The organism is [Flexibacter] sp. ATCC 35208 (assembly GCF_001975825.1).
GTDB lineage: Bacteria > Bacteroidota > Bacteroidia > Chitinophagales > Chitinophagaceae > Chitinophaga.
In genome coordinates this window covers 1-17,437 of sequence record NZ_MTKN01000030.1, presented here as the reverse complement: position 1 = coordinate 17,437, position 17,437 = coordinate 1, and the positions used below count along the sequence as shown (strand labels likewise).

Below are 17,437 nucleotides of genomic sequence, written 5' to 3'. Positions count from 1 at the left end.
TTCTATGGTTATCATTGATAAAACCGATCGATGACCTACCTTCGTCTCATGGAACTACGCCAATTGCGCTATTTCGTGAAAACAGCAGAAATCCTAAACTTTACGGAAGCTGCAAGTATGCTTTATATCAGTCAAAGTACCCTTTCTCAGCAGGTAAAACAGCTGGAAGAAGAACTGAATACCCCTCTTTTTGACAGAATAGGCAAAAAAGTGATGCTCACAGAGGCCGGCAAGCTTTTTCTGCCCTATGCCAGACAGAGCATTCAGAACGCAGAAGACGGCCAGCACCTGCTGCAAGACCTGCAGGAACTGGAAACGGGTGAACTCGCCATCGGTGTCACCTATGGTTTGCAAGCCCTGCTCACCCCTGCCTTAATGGAGTTCTCTGCCCGGTACCCCCGCATAAAGATCATCGTGGCCTCGGGGCCTTCCCTGGATCTGTTGGAAAAACTACGACAGGTACAACTGGATTTTGTGCTCTCTTTTACTCCTGCCCAGAAGAATGATGTCCTGATCTCACAGACATTGTTCGAATCCCGTTTATCCCTCATCGTTCCAGTCAATGATCCACTCACTGCACGCAAAAGTGTAGATATAAAAGAAGTGGAAAGTCTGCCATTGCTCATGCCTTCCAAAGCCTTCAACACCCGGAGTTTCCTGGATAAAATGTTTGAGAAAAATAAGATCTATCCTGATATCAGAATGGAACTGAGCGACATCAGTATATTATTACAACTGGTGGCTACAGGGCGCTGGTATACCGTATTAACAACAGCTTCGCTGGTGGGTCAGACCGCGGTACAGGCTGTGACGATCACCGGAAAGGAAATGAGCAGACAGGCCACCATCTCGTGGCCAGCAAATGCTTATCGGAAAAAAGCGGCGATGGTATTTGCAGAAATGCTGCAACAGTTTGGAGGAGAATGATCAGAAGGCTTCACCCAGCATCATGCTGAAACGACCACCCGTTGAGCTAACACCATAGTCAAATGCAATATTAGTATTAGAGCGTTTATTGAACTTTACTCTCAAACCAGTACCCACAGCTGGATGTGGGGCAGTAAAGCGATATTCTTCGAGTTTGGTCACTGCATTCATATTGGCAAAGACCACAAAACCCAGAAAACCATTGGCTGTAATATCTCTGCGATATTCAGCTTCCAGATCCCACAAACCTTTGCCCCTGTATCTATTTTGCGTAATTCCCCTTCCACTGTGGGTCGTAGGATCCCAACCGATACTTGGCAAATCAAGATATGGGGTTTTATTACTCAGTGCTGTCCAATAAAAGCCCCACAATGCCAACACATTCTGGCTACGTTCATCTCCAAAATGCAGATATCTTCTATAATCTACATACAATGAGGGCCAGTTTTCACTACTGCCCAGCCATTTAAAGTTATAGCGCAATACGGTATTGAAAAAATACCCTGACTGTGGGTTGATAGAGTTCTGACGGGCATCTTTCTGCAAGTTAAATGAGATACCGGATGACACGGAATGCTTACCCAACTGGGTCCCGTATTCATAATGACTAAATTCCGGCAGCGATACGCTGTCATTGTTTTTGAACTTGATGGCCGAATTCCAGTCCAGCATGTAACCCAGACCAGCCATCCATTGACCACCGTCTAACTTGTGCAGCCAGGTTTGATAAAACCTGAAATAGTTGCTGTTTAGTATTTCCTTCTGATCATTGGACACGCCCTCTCCTAACCCCCATGTATATTGTGGGTTGATAATGAAACGCATATCACCGGTCACATTATCCTTATTGCCCATAAGCCAGATATTGCTGTGGAAGCTAAAAGAAAAACGTCCCTTGAACGAAAATGAAGGGGCAAAAGAGACGTTGGACAAATTGGTAGATGCCCGTGGTCCCATATAAAAAGCCGCATTGGTACTGGTTATCAGCGCCACGCCACCACCGGGGATATTGGTCGGTATAGGTACTAATGAATAATAGACCCTCTTGTCTCCCTTCTTAGGCATCTTCTTGCCGTGAATATGAAATGTCTTGCTGAAGATGTCGATTAAGTCAAGTTTAGGTACTGTATCCACATCATAACCATAATATCTCCTCATTCTTGGGATCGAATCCTGGGCAATGGCGTCAGTTGTAAGCGTAATTAATATAATTAATAGTAATCCCTTCATCACTGGTAATGATATAAAATACTGTGCCACAATTCAGTCCGCCATCAATTGACCACGATCATCATGATCGTTGAGAATGATCATTTCCTATGGAGCCGTACCGCCCTACCTTTGCAGTGATAATTATTCGAATTACTCACAATAAATAACCCAACAGGATAATTTTTTATCTAATTGGTTTGATAACAAACACAGGCGATCAATAAGTAAAAGAGATCAGATGATCAAATGCAAACAGCCGGCTTAGCACCGGCTGTTCATTTTTTATTTCTCCAAGGGTCTCTTGTTGCCCTACTTTCCAGCCTTATATAAAGCGAATATTTTTCTGGCATTTTTTATACAAAACGAGGAACAGGGTCTTTTTCATGGGTATTATTTTTAATGGAGTGTTAGGATGAGAAATTCATCTTAAGAAACTGATGTAATGAGTAATACAGGATTTTGATGTCAAGAATATTTTTACACCTGTGCTGAGACAAGGTTAGATCAATCCTGGAAAATTAATTGTAATTTTCTAAGGTTAAGACCTTTATGATATGAAACTTCGTGTAGCCCATCTGCTATTTTTATTTCTTGGAATTTCTGTAAAGGCGCAGCAACGCCCGAATATCATTGTCTTCTTAAGTGATGACATGGGGTATTCTGATATTGGTTGTTATGGAAGTGAGATCCATACACCGAATCTGGATCAGCTGGCCCAGACAGGGATACGGTTTTCACAGTTTTATAACGGGGCAAGGTGCTGTCCTACCCGGGCATCCCTGCTCACAGGCTTGTATCCCCATCAGGCAGGAATGGGCTGGATGCGGGATACGGATTACCAGTTGCCCGGTTACAGAGGAGACCTGAACCCTAAAGCAACTACGATGGCAGAGGTAGCTAAGTCCGCAGGCTATTCAATATTCCTGACAGGTAAATGGCATGTGAGTCAGAATATCAAAGAGGATGGGGCCAAAACAAGCTGGCCGCTACAGCGTGGGTTTGACCGGTATTATGGCACGATACAGGGTGCGGGTAGTTATTTCGATCCGGCGGCATTGTGCAGAGACAATCATTTGATCTCTCCTTTTACAGATCCTGAATATAAGACAGATAGCTTTTATTATACAGATGCCATTACACATGAGGCCATCCGGTTTATAAAAGAAAGAGATGCCAGCAAACCTTTCTTTCTATATGTTACCTATACAGCGGCACACTGGCCATTGCATGCAAAGCCGGCAGATATTGCAAAATACAAAGGGAAGTATGATAAAGGTTGGGATGCGGTGCGGGATGCTCGATTCAGAAAGCTACGGCAGGAAGGTTTATTATCCAACAATACAGAATTAGCGCCGGCGGATTATCCCGGTTGGGATAACGGGGTTGATAAAGCAGTGCAGGCAGCACGCATGGAAATATATGCAGCGATAATAGATGATATGGACCAGGGTATTGGGGCCATTCTTGCCACTTTAAAACAGCAAGGCATTGACAATAACACCGTCATCATGTACATGCAGGACAATGGCGGTTGTGCGGAAGATATTGGTGCTACAGGGGCTACAGGTAACTGGGCACCACATCCGGAAACGCTGAAGCCTTTGAAAAAAGATGAAATCTCTTATGCCACCATTCCGCAAATTACCAGGGATGGAAAGCTGGTACAGAAAGGTAAAGGTGTGATTGGCGGACCAGATTCTACCTATATCTCTTACGGAAAGTTCTGGGCGAATGTGTCCAATACCCCATTTAGAGAATATAAACATTGGGTACATGAAGGCGGCATCTCTACGCCGCTCATTGTTCATTATCCGGGTTTGATCACCGGAAAGAATAAGATAACGCCTTTTGTGGGACATATCATTGATATTATGCCAACGATCGTAGAATTGACAGGGGCGAAATATACGGGAAGCATCCCATTGGAAGGGGTGAGCCTGGTGCCTTTGTTTAAGGGGAAATCGCTGGATAGAGGAAAAGCTATTTGCTGGGAGCATGAAATGAATAAAGCGGTACGCCTCGGTGACTGGAAACTGGTATCTAAAGGAGAATTACTAAAAGATAAAGAACATTATAAAGAGGGGAAATGGGAGTTGTATAATATGAAAAAGGATAGAAGTGAGCTACATGACCTGTCAGAACTCTATCCGGAAAAGGTACAGGAATTAAGCGCTATCTGGAACGCCTACGCAAGACGGGTGGGAGTATTACCCGCACCGTGGAAACCATTGTTAGATTTAAACTAATCGTTCGCTACCGGACACACCAAAAGGTGAAAACGAACATATATTAATTTTAAATAATCATACACACTTTATAATCACCTCATAAAGAACAGGCATATTCCATGTATGCAGGTGGTAGCTAATCTCTACCCTTATGATCAGGAATTATTTCAAAATCGCCTATAGAAATCTGGTCAGTAATAAGCTGTACACAGGCATCAATATTCTAGGACTTTCACTAGGTATCCTATCCTGCGTTGCCATTTGGGTTACGTGCAAATTCGAGTTGAGTTATGAGAACTTCCAACCTGATAAAGCGCAAATTTACAGGATAGTAGGAGATATCATGAGGCCAGATGGCAGGCATGATTTCTTTTCAATGCCGCCGGATCCTGCTGCAGACGCCATCAGGGGGCATATCAGTGGAATGTCCGAGGTAGCGGATCTTCACGCATTTTATACCAAAGTCGATGTACCTAATGGAAAGCGGTTTCCTGCTGCTGACTTTCATGATCATCCTTCAGATATCATCATAACAGGACCTGCATACTTTCAGGTATTTACCTATCAGTGGTTGATCGGATCTCCGAATACAGCGCTATCAGAACCCTTTAAAGTGGTATTGACCGAAAGCAAAGCGTATAAATATTTCGGTCGCATTCCATTACAGGATATAGTAGGAAAGACACTGCTTTATGCAGATTCCCTACCGCTGACAGTAGCAGGTATAGTAAAAGATTATGCCGCTAATTCTGATTTCAGGTTTACAGATTTTGTTTCAATCAGTACAGTACCGAATAGTTTCCTGGTGAATAAGCACATTTATTCCAAACAATGGGGTGGCTACTTTGCCCGTACACAAGTATTTGCCAAACTACTCCCGGGAGCAGGGATAGCAACAATCAACAAACAGCTGACAACTTTATTACTTCAAAATATCTCCCTGCAAAAAGGCGAACAGAAAAACCTCTTTTTACAACCTTTGTCTGAACTTCATTTTGATGTAAAATATCACGACTTCTTTTCGAAGCAGGTGCATTTACCTACCTTATATGGCTTGCTGGCCATAGCAGGTTTTATTCTTCTGATTGCGGTGGTCAATTTCATCAACCTGTCTACCGTTCAGTCTATCAAGCGGTCAAAAGAGATCGGGGTAAGAAAGGTCTTAGGTGGCAGCAGACAGAGTTTGATTTTCCAATTTCTGAGCGAAACGTTTTTGATTACCCTGGCAGCGATGATATTGGTGCTGATGCTGGTGTATCCAGTATTAAATGGATTGCAGAATTTTGTACCTGCTGGTGCCGTAGCCACTGTTTTTTCTACACAAAATATATTGATGCTGATTGGACTACTGGTCATTACGACATTGCTGGCGGGGATCTATCCGGCCATTGTATTGTCAGGTGCCATTCCAGTGATCAGTTTGAAAAGCAATACAAGAGAACGGGGTTATTTAAGAAAAGTATTGGTCGTATTTCAGTTCACCATTTCGCTGGTATTTATTATTGGTACCCTGGTAGTACAGAAACAACTGGATTATGTAATACATACAGATCTTGGTTTTAAGAGTGCCGCTATTATTAATATAAATACCAGTCCGGAGTACGAACGATCTAAGGTCGATGTACTGGCAGATATGCTGCGACGTATACCCGGAGTGGAATTGGTGAGTACAAGTAATGGCACTCCTGCTGCGGCATCACATTGGGGTACAGCGTTGAAATATAATGGCGGAAAAGAACCCCTAAAAGCGGATTGCCAGTTGCAATGGATAGATGAAAACTATGTCCCGTTGTACCAGTTAAAACTGGTAGCCGGCAGGAATGTACAGGCATCTGATAGTATGAGAGAGTTTCTCATCAATGAAAGTGCGGCGAAGGCGCTGGGGTTTGCCCATCCGGAAGATGCGATTGGAAAGATTGTGGAAAGCGGCATGAATGATGACGCCTCTCCTATCTGTCCGATTGTAGGTGTGGTGGCTGATTTTCATGCGCAGTCATTGCATGAAGTGATCAAGCCTACATTTTTTACAGCATCTAAAATGTTCGCGATCAACCTGAGTGTAAAAATGCATAGCGCTAATTTCTCTCAAATTGCAGCTGCATTTAATAAGGTATATCCGAATGAGGAGTTTGAATATAAATTCTTTGACAATACGATAGCCGGGTTCTATGCAAAGGAACAAAAGACGGCAGCCATCCTGAATACAGCAACTACAATGGCGATATTGATTTCCTGTATGGGGCTGCTAGGGTTGGCCGCCTTTAGTATTCGTCAGCGTACCAAGGAAATTGGTCTGCGTAAGATACTCGGTGCCAGTGTAGGGAATATTGTTCTATTATTGACCCGGAACTTTATTGCCTTAGTATTGATAGCTATTGTAATTGCAACTCCGCTTGCTTGGTATGCAATGGAGCATTGGCTTGCGGATTTTGCTTACAGGGTGAATATATCAATTGGGTTATTTTTATTTGCCGGAATCCTGGCTGTCGGTATAACAATAATAACAGTAAGTTTCCAGGCAGTGAGTGCGGCCCTCGTAAATCCTGCAAAAAGTATAAAAACGGAGTAAAAGAATATTTAAAAAATCAGTTCAGGAGCTGCAGCTCCATTAACCCGGTTGGTGCCTGCAGCAGCAGGCACCAACCGCCCCCGCAAAAAATCGCTTCTGCCGAAGACGGAAGCAATTTTTTGCCATTTTATTTCTATATTGTCTCAAACAAACCCTGCCAACTCACATGAAACTCAAAGTCGTTCGCAAATTTCTCGAATATCTCTATTCCAACTACATCGGCAACTTCATTGGCTTCGTCATCGGCATGATCTCCACCCGCCTCATCTCCCACTTCTTCACCACCCGCTCCATCCACAACCTCTGGGGCCTCACCACCCACAAAACCATCGTCACCAAACACACCTACACCAACCTTGAATGGGGCATCTCCATCCTCATCGGCTTCATCGTCTTCGAACTCGTCTCCAAATGGCTCAAAAAGAAAATGGACGAAATTCTTCCCCGTTACAAACTCACCCAATGGCTGGTCGACAACCCTAACACACCTATTGAAAATCAATAACTTACTTCCAAAAAAGCTGAAAACCACCTTTTCCACCCCCTAAAAACAGCTGCAAAAAGGGGACATTCCGGCCTGTTCTCCCGATTCGTTTTAGATGACCTTTGAGCCATCAATCAAAACAAACCGGGACATGACTATCCAAAATGCTACAACTGTTTCCACTGGACTCCCTATAGGTGCGATCGCCACCTTTGGAGGAGACCTCTCCAACAGCGATCAGTTGCAGGCATTAGAAAAAGAAGGTTGGTTATTGTGCGATGGTAGCTCATTCTCTACCAAAGAATATCCAGAACTCTACACCGCCATTGGCAACGCCCACGGCGGAGACGAATCATATTTCAACATTCCCGATCTTATCGGACGTTTTTTGAGAGGGACATTACACAAAGCCAGGGGTACAGACCCGGATGCCAAAAACCGGGTCGCAGCCGCACCTGGGGGAGCTACCGGCAACCATACCGGCTCTTTGCAAAAGACTGCCACCGGTCTGCCTGCATCACTTTGGTCCCTCTCCATCACCGGCGCCCATAACCATACCTGCGGCAGGCTTACCGCCAATATGCACAGGGCCTGGAGCGGCTCCCGGCAAGAAATGGCCAGAGGTAATCAAACAATCGCCACAGAACCGGCGGGCGCACACTTTCACACTCTCACAGGATTTGACAACGCGACCCTGCCGATTAACGTGGCTTTATATTTCGTCATAAAATGCCGTGCACCACAAGTGCCTGCTGGCATCTTACCGGCAGGCACTATTACCGCCTTCGGAGGCCCACTGCCTCACATACCGGCAGAATGGCTCTACTGCGATGGCAAACCGTATGCATATACGGATCACCCTGCCCTGTCAGAAACGATACTGGGCAACTTTGGCGGAGATGGTCTTAAAATTATTAACGTCCCGGACTTAAGGGGATATTTTCTCAGAGGTACTAGTCACTTAACTAACAGGGACCCGGATGCGGATACCCGCCATGCCCTTCACAAAGGGGGAAACACGGGCGACAACATCGGCTCAGTGGAGTATTATGCCACAGCATCTCCTCCCGGCATTACCACCACAACAGCCGGTGCACACAATCACCAGGTCGAAAGTGTGCCCGTGTCTACCCAAACTGCGGCCAAAGGCGCCACAGGATTCAATGCCTACAACTGTATCGCATGGACGGACGACACCGAACAAACAAACACCGCCGGCGAACATCTGCACACCATCCAGGGCGGCGACCAGGAAACAAGGCCTGAAAATATCTACGCCGATTTCCTCATTGCTGCAGCAGACATCGTTGGCGCAGCCCCTCCTGTAGGCACCATCATGCCTTTTGGTGGCGACATAACGGACAGGGATGTACAAATAAAACTGCAGTCAGCAGGCTGGTTTCCCTGCGACGGTAGCTCCCTGCGCAGACATACTTACCGCGAACTGTTTGACATAATCGGTACACACTTCGGTGGGGCGCCACTCACTTTTTCCCTGCCCGATCTGCGCGGTTATTTTGTAACAGGAGCCGGCAAACTAAAAGTTGGCACCATACAGGTGATCTCTACTACTGGCTTGCCAGCCAATCCGATTATCACAACTACCAATGGAAAGCATACACATGCTATCTACCGGGTGCCCGCCGAAAGGCATGCGATAGATCCTTCGGATGGTTATGAACTGGCAGCCTTCAATGCAGAAGTAAGTGAGACTTCAAATGATGGCGATCACTCCCATCTTGTTGCTGGCGGCGACCGGGAGTCAAGACCAATCAATGTAAATGTAGATTACATCATCCGCTTTAAATAGGCCTTTCATCCTTATACATCCCCCTCAATCATAACCTGCACACTACTTTCAGAAAGGTACGTGGACAAGGCAGCTCATGGGCTAGGTAGCTGCCCTCCACTGCCTTTTGAAAGTAGTAACAGGGAATTACCAGAATTAAGACAGTTTTTTATACATTTAGGTACACCTTAAACCATTTAATGTTTATGAACATCCCTGTTGCCATTATCTCCATAGCTATGGTAGCTATGACTATGACTGCCTGTCAACCAAAACAATCGCCTTCCATACCGGAAGATGATCACAAAGACACGCCTACGGTAGTATTGCTTGACAAAGACACTATCAGTATAGAGTTTGCAAAAATCTATGTGAACAATTATGCAAAACGTGCCGGTAAAATCCCGGTGGATTCAGATTTCTGGGATGGCTCCACTGCTATGATCGATGGCAAACCTCACAAGATGGGCTCCAATACACGCACCGTATGGTTCAGCGTTTCAAAACTGAAAGCACTCGTTGACCAGCTGGAAACAGAGGGCGGCGATGGTATCCGTTTTTATCTGGCATCGTATGACAGTACGTACAATAAGTACGACAGCGCACATACACACATTCCGGAGAAACCATATTGGAACCGTAACACGCTTGTCATGGTGACGACCCGGGATTCCACCAGAAATGACAGCATCTTCCATTGGGATTACTATAATAACGATCCTCATGGTACTTTAGGCAAAGGCCGAATCATACTTGCTGCACCTGAAAACCGTGGAGAACTGTGTCCTCCGCCCGCTAACTGTAAGTCTGCCGGCGCATTGTTAATTACTCAATGATTTGATTATACAGCATGAAATTATATTTTACAGTAAATACCGTCGCAGAAATGATCTGCCTTTTAATAGGGGTGTTTTGTCTTGCAAAAGACAAAACGCCCATATGGCGGTATTTTATCATCTTTTTGTTGCTAACCTGTGTGACTGAACTAACAGGTATATATATCAGGGAAATGACAAACATGTCCAATGCGCCCTTATATAATGTATACCTATTGGTAGAATGTGGTTTTATTAGTTATTTCTTCTATTATCTGTTCCTGCAATACACCAATAAACGCAGTACGCTCATCCTCTGGCTATGTATATTTCTGGCCATGTATGTACGGGAAAGTCAACTCCTTCATTTTGCAAAGTTCGTAAACGTTACTGCCTCTACAGAATCTGTAGTATTTGTACTGGCAAGTCTGTATTTTTATTATCTTATCTTAAGGGACGAACAGTATGTAGTCCTGAATACCTACGCGCCATTTTGGTGGGTGAATGGAACCCTTATATTTTACTTTGGTAGTACAGCGACCAATATTTTCAATGATTATCTGGTGCATGACAAAATCTCGCTTATCTCTTCTTCGATCAGGTATGTCACCTTTTCAATCCTGAATGTGTTGTTGTATGCCTGTTGGTCATACGCTTTTATATGCAGATTTCTTCAAAGGAAGTATTATTCCTCATCGGTCTCACAACCATAATTTTTCTGATTGCCCCTTTGTTCCTGATCGTATACGTGAACCTCTATAACCGACGGAAAAAGAAGCATGCGGAAGAAAAGGAAAGCCTGAGACAGGCATTTGACACCGAATTGTTGAAAACCCAAATGGAGGTCCAGGAGCAAACCCTGAAGACCATTGGCTACGACTTACATGACAATATCGGACAGTTGCTGGGCCTTACGGTAATGACCCTGGGCTCTATCAACGTACAAGATACTGAAAAGGCCGGCGAAAAGGTGGCCGCGGCGGAAGCACTTGCCAAAAGGGCGGTGAAAGAGCTGCGGGCACTGTCCCGGTTATTGCATGGCGAAGAACTCCTGAGCAGGGGCCTGGTAGATGCTATTGCCTTTGAACTCGAGTACCTGGAACGATCGGACCTGTTTCGTATTTCCTATACACACCCCGATACCCCCCTCCCTCCCGTTGCAGATAAAGCGACGATCACCTTCCGTCTATTCCAGGAGATCCTGAATAATATCGTGCGGCATGCACAGGCCAAAGAAATTGTTATTAACTTAGCGTTTGCTGGTAATGTATTAACCTTATCTATACAGGATAATGGTAATGGATTTGATGTGGCTGAAATCATGAAGCAGCACAAAGGCATGGGATTACAGAATATCCAGAAGCGGGCAGGCATGATTGGCGGGCATACACAGATCCAATCAGCACCCGGTGCCGGCACTACGATTAAGATAACGATTCCTTACTAAATAAAATTATGGCTGAAAAGCAAACCACGATTGCCATTATTGACGATCATACCCTGTTCCGTCAGGGAATGATAAGCCTGCTGTCCGAGTTTCCGGAAATCTCTATTGTATTTGATGCCTCTAATGGAGAGGATATGAAGACCAAGCTGACTAAATTTCCTTTGCCGGAGGTTATTTTGATGGATATAAGTATGCCCGTGATGGATGGGTTTGAGAGTACCCGATGGTTGCGGGAGAATTATCCTGATGTACATGTGCTGGCACTGAGCATGTTTGAAGAAGAGAAGCCGATCATTAAAATGCTGAAGAATGGTGCGGGTGGATATTTGCTGAAGGAGTCGAAGATGACAGATGTGGTGCATGCGATCAGGACGATCAGTGAACAGGGATTCTTTATTAATGAGTTGGTATCGTTTAAATTACTGCGAAATATTCAGGGACATCTGGCGGGAAATAACGCACCGGAGAAGCTGAGTAGTAATGAGATTAAGTTTTTAGAGTTGTGTTGTACAGAGTATACATATAAGGAAATTGCGGATCAGATGAATTTGAGTCCGCATACGATAGATAATTACAGACAGGATTTATTTCAACGATTTGGAATCAAATCCAGAACTGGTTTAGTGTTGTTTGCGATAAAGAATGAGTTGATTACATTGAAGTAAAGAGGTATTTTATTTCTTATGAAAAAGTATCTAGCAGCCATCTGGGCGGCGGGTTTAAACGGATGTCAGGCAGAAAAGGTAATAGATTGTATCTTAGCAGCCACATTATAATTGATACAATGAAATTTGCGATAGTAGGAACCGGTGCCATCGGAGGATTTTATGGCGCCATGTTAGCCAATGCCGGCGAGGAAGTACACTTTTTATTAAATAGTGACTATGCCGCAGTAAAGGAAGAAGGACTCCACCTCATATCTGAAGTATTCAGCGATATTCATTTAGACAAGGTAAACGCATTTCAACAGTCGGCAGACATGCCCGTTTGCGATGTGATATTGGTGTGTTTAAAGACCACCAGTAATGAAAGCTTACTGCCTTCATTAGTCAAACCTTTATTGCACGACAAGTCCGTCATTATCCTGATACAAAATGGCCTCGGTGTGGAAGCAGATGTAGCAGCCATGTTCCCGGGTGTAGGCGTAGCAGGTGCTACAGCGTTGATTTCAGTGAATAAGGTCGGCCCCGGACAAATGCATCACCTCGACTATGGAGATATCGAAATTGGCAATCATAATATACAGGATACAGGTATTATCGACCAGGTGGTAGCCGCATTTGATAAAACAGGATTGATCGCTAAAAAAGCACCAGACCTGAATACGCTACGCTGGAAGAAGCTGGTATGGAACATCACATTCAATGGAATGTCAGTACTATTGAATACTACAGCCAACAAGCTGCTGGCTGATAAAGCTACTTATGAATTGTCTAAAGCGATCATGCATGAAGTGATTAATGGGGCAAATGCCTGCGGTGCACAGTTGCCGGAAACAATGGTATATGATATGTTGCAATTTACGATAGCAATGCGCCCTTATGCGCCGAGTATGAAATTGGATTTTGACAACAAGCGCCCGCTTGAGTTGAAATACATTTATGAAAATCCCGTAGAGATGGCGAAAGCAGCAGGGTATTATATGTCTAAAGTAGATATGTTGCTGCGGCAGTTATTGTTTCTGAGTAAATATTAATTATTTTCACGCTATTACAATGGGGGCGTAAATTGAATGGAAAACTGCTTACCCCAAGTTTGCAGATGCAAGTTCGAGTCTTGCCGCCTCCATTATGTACGGGGGATGGTTTAGTTGGAAAAACGCTGATTTGCCAAATCAGAGACGTAGGTTCGAACCCTTGCTCCTCCACAAGCAATAGTGTTGTAGTATAATTGGAAATATATTTGCCTACCAAGCAAAGGTTGCTGGTTCGAACCCTACCTTCACTATTGCCTTTTAAAAAATAATTTATCTATACACACTTTTTATAGCCCTGCTATCCGGATGCACATACCCCACTCCCTTCGCAGGTATCCCATCTACCACCACATGTGGCATTAATCTGTTGCTGTATAGCCTGGGTTGTTACTTCACGTTGATCCTTCTTGGCGCGTTTATATAATTTTGTGACGAGACCTTTGAGCGTCAGGGTATCCAGCGATTTATCGGGATCTCTGGACAACACCTGCAGTACTTTGATACAGGCATCCCACTCAGCCTGCGAAAATTCATTTGACATAGCTACATTAAAATACTTTGGGACATGAGATACCCAATTTACGCAAATTTACGTGGTCCTTGTTTGTAGGAATTGTAAATCCAATGGATATTTCATGAGATCCGTTGCTATAGCTCTGTAATGGGCCAATAGAAAAGTCATAGGCATAACCGATACGGAGGGTAGGCATCGGGAATATTTCAATCGCAGCAACCGCAGCGTCTCTTGTGGTCAGCGTCTTTTGCAGATAGGCTTTATCGTATAGGGAGACACTGGTTCTGTAAGAGCCTCCCAGCCAGAGTTTATCTGTAATCAGCAAGAAAGCATTGACATCTAAACTAGTGGGTCCTCCCCTGTCGTCTTTCAATAAAAAAGAAGGTTTGAGGGAAAGCTGGTCATTCAGTTTGAACAAAGCACCAGCGGTTACATAATAATGTGGACGAGGTGTAGCGATATACACATATTTAGACTTGTTGATATGCGGTGCTACGAGGTTGTCTACAGAAACGCCGGCATAGAAGTTATCATCTGCATAAAATACACCAGCCCTGGCATCGGGTACAGTGGTCGTCAACGTACCGACAGGCATATCGTCTTCAGGATCGGTGGTGGTGAGCAAAGACGTGTTCACCGCGAGGTTCACCAGGCCACCGCTGATACCGAAAGACAAACGGGAAGTGCCGTCTTCATTCATGCGTATGCGATAGGCATAACTGGCATAGAGGGTTTGGTTGGTCTGGGCACCGAGTTTGTCGGCGACCGCCTGAATACCCCAACCCACATTTCCGTCGTTTGCAATATTATCGGCAGAAACAGAGAAGCTCCGGGGAGCTCCTTCTATTCCAGTCCACTGCGCCCGATAGAACGCATGCAGGTATAATTCCTCTTTATAGCCTGCATACGCCGGGTTGATGTAGATGCCGTTAAACATATATTGGCTGAACTGCGCTTCTTGTTGGGCAAATGTCGATTTGCCCAACGCCATACATAGCAACAATATAAAACCTCTTTTCATCATTTCTTGAATTTGCGGAGGATGGTCGTGAATCCTTTGAAGACTTCCCAATCTGCGCTGCCTTGTTTCTTAACGCGTAATAAATAATAGTAGGTGCCTTCACTTAATCCGTCTCCGGTCCAGGTATTGGAATAGTTATGCTGGCGGTATACTTCGTTACCCCAACGGTTTACAATGATCAATTCATTTTCAGTGTATTTCTCCAGGCCGACAATTTCGAATACGTCGTTCTTACCATCGCCATTTGGCGTGAATAAGGTTGGCACGGCGATATAGACAGCACCAATATGAATGGTTACAGTAGCGACGTTGGATATATAGCCGTCGGCATCTGTGATGGTATAGGTGAAGGTGTCATCGCCAACATAGCCCTGGTCTGGAGTGTATTCGGTATAACCATTTACATCTCTGGATATAGTACCATGTTGTACTTCACTGATGATGGTGTAGGTACCCAGTGTTGAAGTACCCAAGTCATCGTTATCTATGAAATTGAAACTGATCTTCGTATTCATACGGGTATCATACTCGTCGTCTTTGGCTTTAGGTGCTCCCGGAACGGTGATCGTTGTTGGCGTATCATTGCCGGCGGTAGTACCAGAGACGTCGGACACGGTGGCATGATCTGTGGTTGCACCACTTACGGTAGCAGTGTTGGTCACTGATTCGTTTTCTCTGTCCGTCTGTGTGAGGGTGTAAGTAGCGGTTTGCGTAACCACAGCACCTGGTTGCAGGGTGGCAGAGATAGTAGTGTTCAGGTTGACCATTGGATCGGCGAGGATGACATTGATTAATGGAACATCGCCGGTGTTTGTGGTCGTGAAGGTGTAGGTGATGACATTACCATTGAGTACGGCGGTTTTCACCAGTGTGATGCCCGGGTGAGTGATTACCTGGGTGACGGTGATGTAGACGGTTATAGTAATGCTGTACTGGCCATCAGAGATGGTGACAGTAAAGCTGTCATTGCCTACATAGCCGGTGGTTGGTGTGTAGGTGAATGAACCGTTCGTATTTACGACTACAGTACCGAATGATGGGTCGGTGGCTTTAGTGTATGTGAGCACATCGCCATCTACGTCAGCACCAGTAACATTACCGGTGTAAGCGGTATTTTTTGGAGTGGTAATGCTCAGGTCAGTGCCGGTAGGTGCATCGTTGACAGGTGTCACGGTCACATTAACGGTAATGGTAGTTGTGCCGCTGTGGCCATCACTGATTACGATAGTAAAAGCGTCCGTGCCATTATAGTTTGCATTTGGCGTATAAGTATAGGTGCCGTCTGCATTGACGGTGACAATACCATTCGTTGGGTTCGAGCCCATGCTGTAAGTGAGTGCGTCGCCGTCTACGTCGGTGGCAGTTACACTACCATTATATGGAGTGTCTTCTGGTGTTGTGATGCTCTGATTGCCGGCGGCTGGAGCATCATTTACAGGTACGACGGTGATATTTACGGTTACGGTTACAGAAAGCTGGCCATCGCTGATTTCGATGGTGAAGCTGTCGGGACCGAAGTAGTTGGCAGCAGGGGTGTAAGTGTATGTACCGTCTGCGTTGACCGTGGCTGTACCATGAGATGGGGTTGAGCCCATGCTGTAGGTCAGCGCATCGCCATCTACGTCTGATCCGGTAACAGCTCCGCTGACAGGGGTGTCTTCGGAGGTAGTTTTGGAATCGCCGGTACCTGTTGGTGCGTCGTTCACAGGAGTGACGGTGATGGTGATAGTCACGGTGGTGGTACCTCCATGGTTATCATCTAATGTAATAGTAAACACATCCGGGCCATTGTAGTTGGCGTTCGGAGTATAAGTAAATGTACCATCTGCGTTTACAGTGGCTGTACCGTTCGTTGGGTTTGAGCCTTTGCTGTATGTGAGTGCGTCGCCATCTGCGTCGGTACCGATGACACTGCCATTGTATGGGGTGTCTTCAGGAGTGGTAACGATCTGGTTGAAGGCGGTTGGTGCATCATTTACAGGCGTAACGGTGATGTTGATAGTTATTATTACTGTACCACCATTGCCATCATTGATTTCGATAGTGAAGCTATCGGCGCCGATGTAGTTTGCAGCTGGCGTGTAATTATATGTTCCATCAGCATTGACTGTAGCGGTACCGTGGGCAGGGTCGGTGGCCTTAGCATAAGTCAGCACATCAACATCCACATCATTACCTACTACACTACCATTATAAGCTACATCTTCAGGAGTGGTAATATTCTGGTCCGCACCTGTCGGATCATCATTTACCGCTGTTACGGTGATATTGATGGTTACCGTTGCAGTACCGCCATTACCATCATTGATCTCGATAGTGAAACTATCTGGTCCATTATAATTGGTTGCAGGAATATAAGAATAAGTGCCATCTGCGTTTACTTTAGCGGTTCCGTGAGCTGGATCAGTTGCCTTGATGTATGTCAGCACATCACCATCCACATCATTTCCTACGATACTTCCATTGTATTGAGTATCCTCTGGCGTTGTGATCGTCTGATCTGAACCGGTTGGATCATCATTCANNTATTGATGGTTACTGTTGCTATTCCTCCATTACCATCATTGATCTCGATAGTGAAGCTATCAGGACCATTGTAGTTAGCAGCTGGAGTATAAGTATAAGTTCCATCTGCGTTTACGATAGCGGTACCGTGTGCTGGATCAGTAGACTTGTTGTAAGTCAGCACATCACCATCCTCATCATTTCCTACTAAACTACCATTATAAGCTACA

The 17,437-nt window shown here is 45.0% G+C and carries 15 protein-coding genes and 3 tRNA genes; 13 read left to right on the top strand and 5 right to left on the bottom strand.

Annotation, left to right across the window (positions count from 1 at the left end):
* Positions 1-30: 30 nt before the first annotated feature.
* Entirely contained in the window at positions 31-927 is an 897-nt protein-coding gene (locus BW716_RS19060) for a LysR substrate-binding domain-containing protein (protein ID WP_083724895.1), read from the top strand.
* On the opposite strand, the gene BW716_RS19055 is transcribed toward BW716_RS19060, so the two are convergent.
* Positions 928-2,157 carry a BamA/TamA family outer membrane protein gene (locus BW716_RS19055; protein WP_179091183.1) on the bottom strand — a complete coding sequence of 410 codons (1,230 nt, stop codon included), beginning with the start codon at positions 2,155-2,157 and terminating at the stop codon, positions 928-930. It lies immediately after the preceding gene.
* A 536-nt stretch (positions 2,158-2,693) separates the two neighbouring features.
* On the opposite strand from BW716_RS19055, the gene BW716_RS19050 reads away from it, so the two are divergent.
* From BW716_RS19050 to BW716_RS19000, 12 genes are all read left to right on the top strand, one after another.
* Positions 2,694-4,385, top strand: a complete 1,692-nt coding sequence (locus tag BW716_RS19050) for an arylsulfatase (RefSeq protein WP_083724891.1) — start codon at positions 2,694-2,696, stop codon at positions 4,383-4,385.
* Positions 4,386-4,518: 133 nt separating this feature from the next.
* Entirely contained in the window at positions 4,519-6,936 is a 2,418-nt protein-coding gene (locus BW716_RS19045) for an ABC transporter permease (RefSeq protein ID WP_083724889.1), read from the top strand.
* A 166-nt stretch (positions 6,937-7,102) separates the two neighbouring features.
* On the top strand, positions 7,103-7,441 hold the full coding sequence (locus BW716_RS36170; RefSeq protein WP_143708907.1) for a hypothetical protein: 339 nt from the start codon (positions 7,103-7,105) through the stop codon (positions 7,439-7,441).
* Between the two features lie 130 nt (positions 7,442-7,571).
* Positions 7,572-9,230, top strand: coding sequence for a phage tail protein (locus tag BW716_RS19035; protein ID WP_179091182.1), 1,659 nt, complete (start codon positions 7,572-7,574; stop codon positions 9,228-9,230).
* Positions 9,231-9,415: 185 nt separating this feature from the next.
* The gene (locus BW716_RS19030) at positions 9,416-10,045 is read left to right on the top strand and encodes a hypothetical protein (protein WP_143708906.1); all 630 of its coding nucleotides are present in this window, start codon (positions 9,416-9,418) and stop codon (positions 10,043-10,045) included.
* 14 nt (positions 10,046-10,059) lie between these two features.
* A complete protein-coding gene (locus BW716_RS19025) occupies positions 10,060-10,737 on the top strand; it encodes a hypothetical protein (RefSeq protein WP_083724882.1) in 678 nt (225 codons plus the stop codon).
* On the top strand, positions 10,686-11,471 hold the full coding sequence (locus BW716_RS19020) for a sensor histidine kinase (RefSeq protein ID WP_083724880.1): 786 nt from the start codon (positions 10,686-10,688) through the stop codon (positions 11,469-11,471). The genes BW716_RS19025 and BW716_RS19020 overlap by 52 nt, the downstream gene beginning before the upstream one ends.
* An 8-nt stretch (positions 11,472-11,479) precedes the next feature.
* Entirely contained in the window at positions 11,480-12,136 is a 657-nt protein-coding gene (locus BW716_RS19015) for a response regulator transcription factor (protein WP_083724878.1), read from the top strand.
* Between the two features lie 119 nt (positions 12,137-12,255).
* Positions 12,256-13,167, top strand: coding sequence for a putative 2-dehydropantoate 2-reductase (locus BW716_RS19010; protein ID WP_179091181.1), 912 nt, complete (start codon positions 12,256-12,258; stop codon positions 13,165-13,167).
* Between the two features lie 21 nt (positions 13,168-13,188).
* A tRNA-OTHER gene (locus BW716_RS36805) sits at positions 13,189-13,259 on the top strand.
* A gap of 7 nt (positions 13,260-13,266) precedes the next feature.
* Positions 13,267-13,339: transfer RNA gene (locus BW716_RS19005), tRNA-Gly, on the top strand.
* Between the two features lie 7 nt (positions 13,340-13,346).
* Positions 13,347-13,418 (top strand) — tRNA-Gly (locus tag BW716_RS19000).
* A gap of 47 nt (positions 13,419-13,465) precedes the next feature.
* Here the strand turns inward: BW716_RS19000 and BW716_RS18995 are convergent.
* The 4 genes from BW716_RS18995 to BW716_RS18980 all read right to left on the bottom strand — a co-directional run.
* Entirely contained in the window at positions 13,466-13,708 is a 243-nt protein-coding gene (locus BW716_RS18995) for a hypothetical protein (RefSeq protein WP_083724874.1), read from the bottom strand.
* Between the two features lie 7 nt (positions 13,709-13,715).
* Positions 13,716-14,705, bottom strand: coding sequence for a type IX secretion system membrane protein PorP/SprF (locus tag BW716_RS18990; protein WP_235643876.1), 990 nt, complete (start codon positions 14,703-14,705; stop codon positions 13,716-13,718).
* The gene (locus tag BW716_RS18985) at positions 14,702-17,227 is read right to left on the bottom strand and encodes an Ig-like domain-containing protein (protein WP_255373883.1); all 2,526 of its coding nucleotides are present in this window, start codon (positions 17,225-17,227) and stop codon (positions 14,702-14,704) included. The genes BW716_RS18990 and BW716_RS18985 overlap by 4 nt, the downstream gene beginning before the upstream one ends.
* On the bottom strand, positions 17,224-17,437 hold a 214-nt coding region (locus BW716_RS18980), incomplete at its 5' end, for an Ig-like domain-containing protein (RefSeq protein WP_143708904.1). The genes BW716_RS18985 and BW716_RS18980, both read right to left, overlap by 4 nt.

Excerpts from the sequence above, each read along its gene's own strand:
- BW716_RS19060 (WP_083724895.1), top strand. The coding sequence starts at position 31 with ATGACCTACCTTCGTCTCATGGAACTACGCCAATTGCGCTATTTCGTG.
- BW716_RS19055 (WP_179091183.1), bottom strand. The coding sequence starts at position 2,157 with ATGAAGGGATTACTATTAATTATATTAATTACGCTTACAACTGACGCC.
- BW716_RS19050 (WP_083724891.1), top strand. The coding sequence starts at position 2,694 with ATGAAACTTCGTGTAGCCCATCTGCTATTTTTATTTCTTGGAATTTCT.
- BW716_RS19045 (WP_083724889.1), top strand. The coding sequence starts at position 4,519 with ATGATCAGGAATTATTTCAAAATCGCCTATAGAAATCTGGTCAGTAAT.
- BW716_RS36170 (WP_143708907.1), top strand. The coding sequence starts at position 7,103 with ATGAAACTCAAAGTCGTTCGCAAATTTCTCGAATATCTCTATTCCAAC.
- BW716_RS19035 (WP_179091182.1), top strand. The coding sequence starts at position 7,572 with ATGACTATCCAAAATGCTACAACTGTTTCCACTGGACTCCCTATAGGT.
- BW716_RS19030 (WP_143708906.1), top strand. The coding sequence starts at position 9,416 with ATGAACATCCCTGTTGCCATTATCTCCATAGCTATGGTAGCTATGACT.
- BW716_RS19025 (WP_083724882.1), top strand. The coding sequence starts at position 10,060 with ATGAAATTATATTTTACAGTAAATACCGTCGCAGAAATGATCTGCCTT.
- BW716_RS19020 (WP_083724880.1), top strand. The coding sequence starts at position 10,686 with ATGCAGATTTCTTCAAAGGAAGTATTATTCCTCATCGGTCTCACAACC.
- BW716_RS19015 (WP_083724878.1), top strand. The coding sequence starts at position 11,480 with ATGGCTGAAAAGCAAACCACGATTGCCATTATTGACGATCATACCCTG.
- BW716_RS19010 (WP_179091181.1), top strand. The coding sequence starts at position 12,256 with ATGAAATTTGCGATAGTAGGAACCGGTGCCATCGGAGGATTTTATGGC.
- BW716_RS18995 (WP_083724874.1), bottom strand. The coding sequence starts at position 13,708 with ATGTCAAATGAATTTTCGCAGGCTGAGTGGGATGCCTGTATCAAAGTA.
- BW716_RS18990 (WP_235643876.1), bottom strand. The coding sequence starts at position 14,705 with ATGATGAAAAGAGGTTTTATATTGTTGCTATGTATGGCGTTGGGCAAA.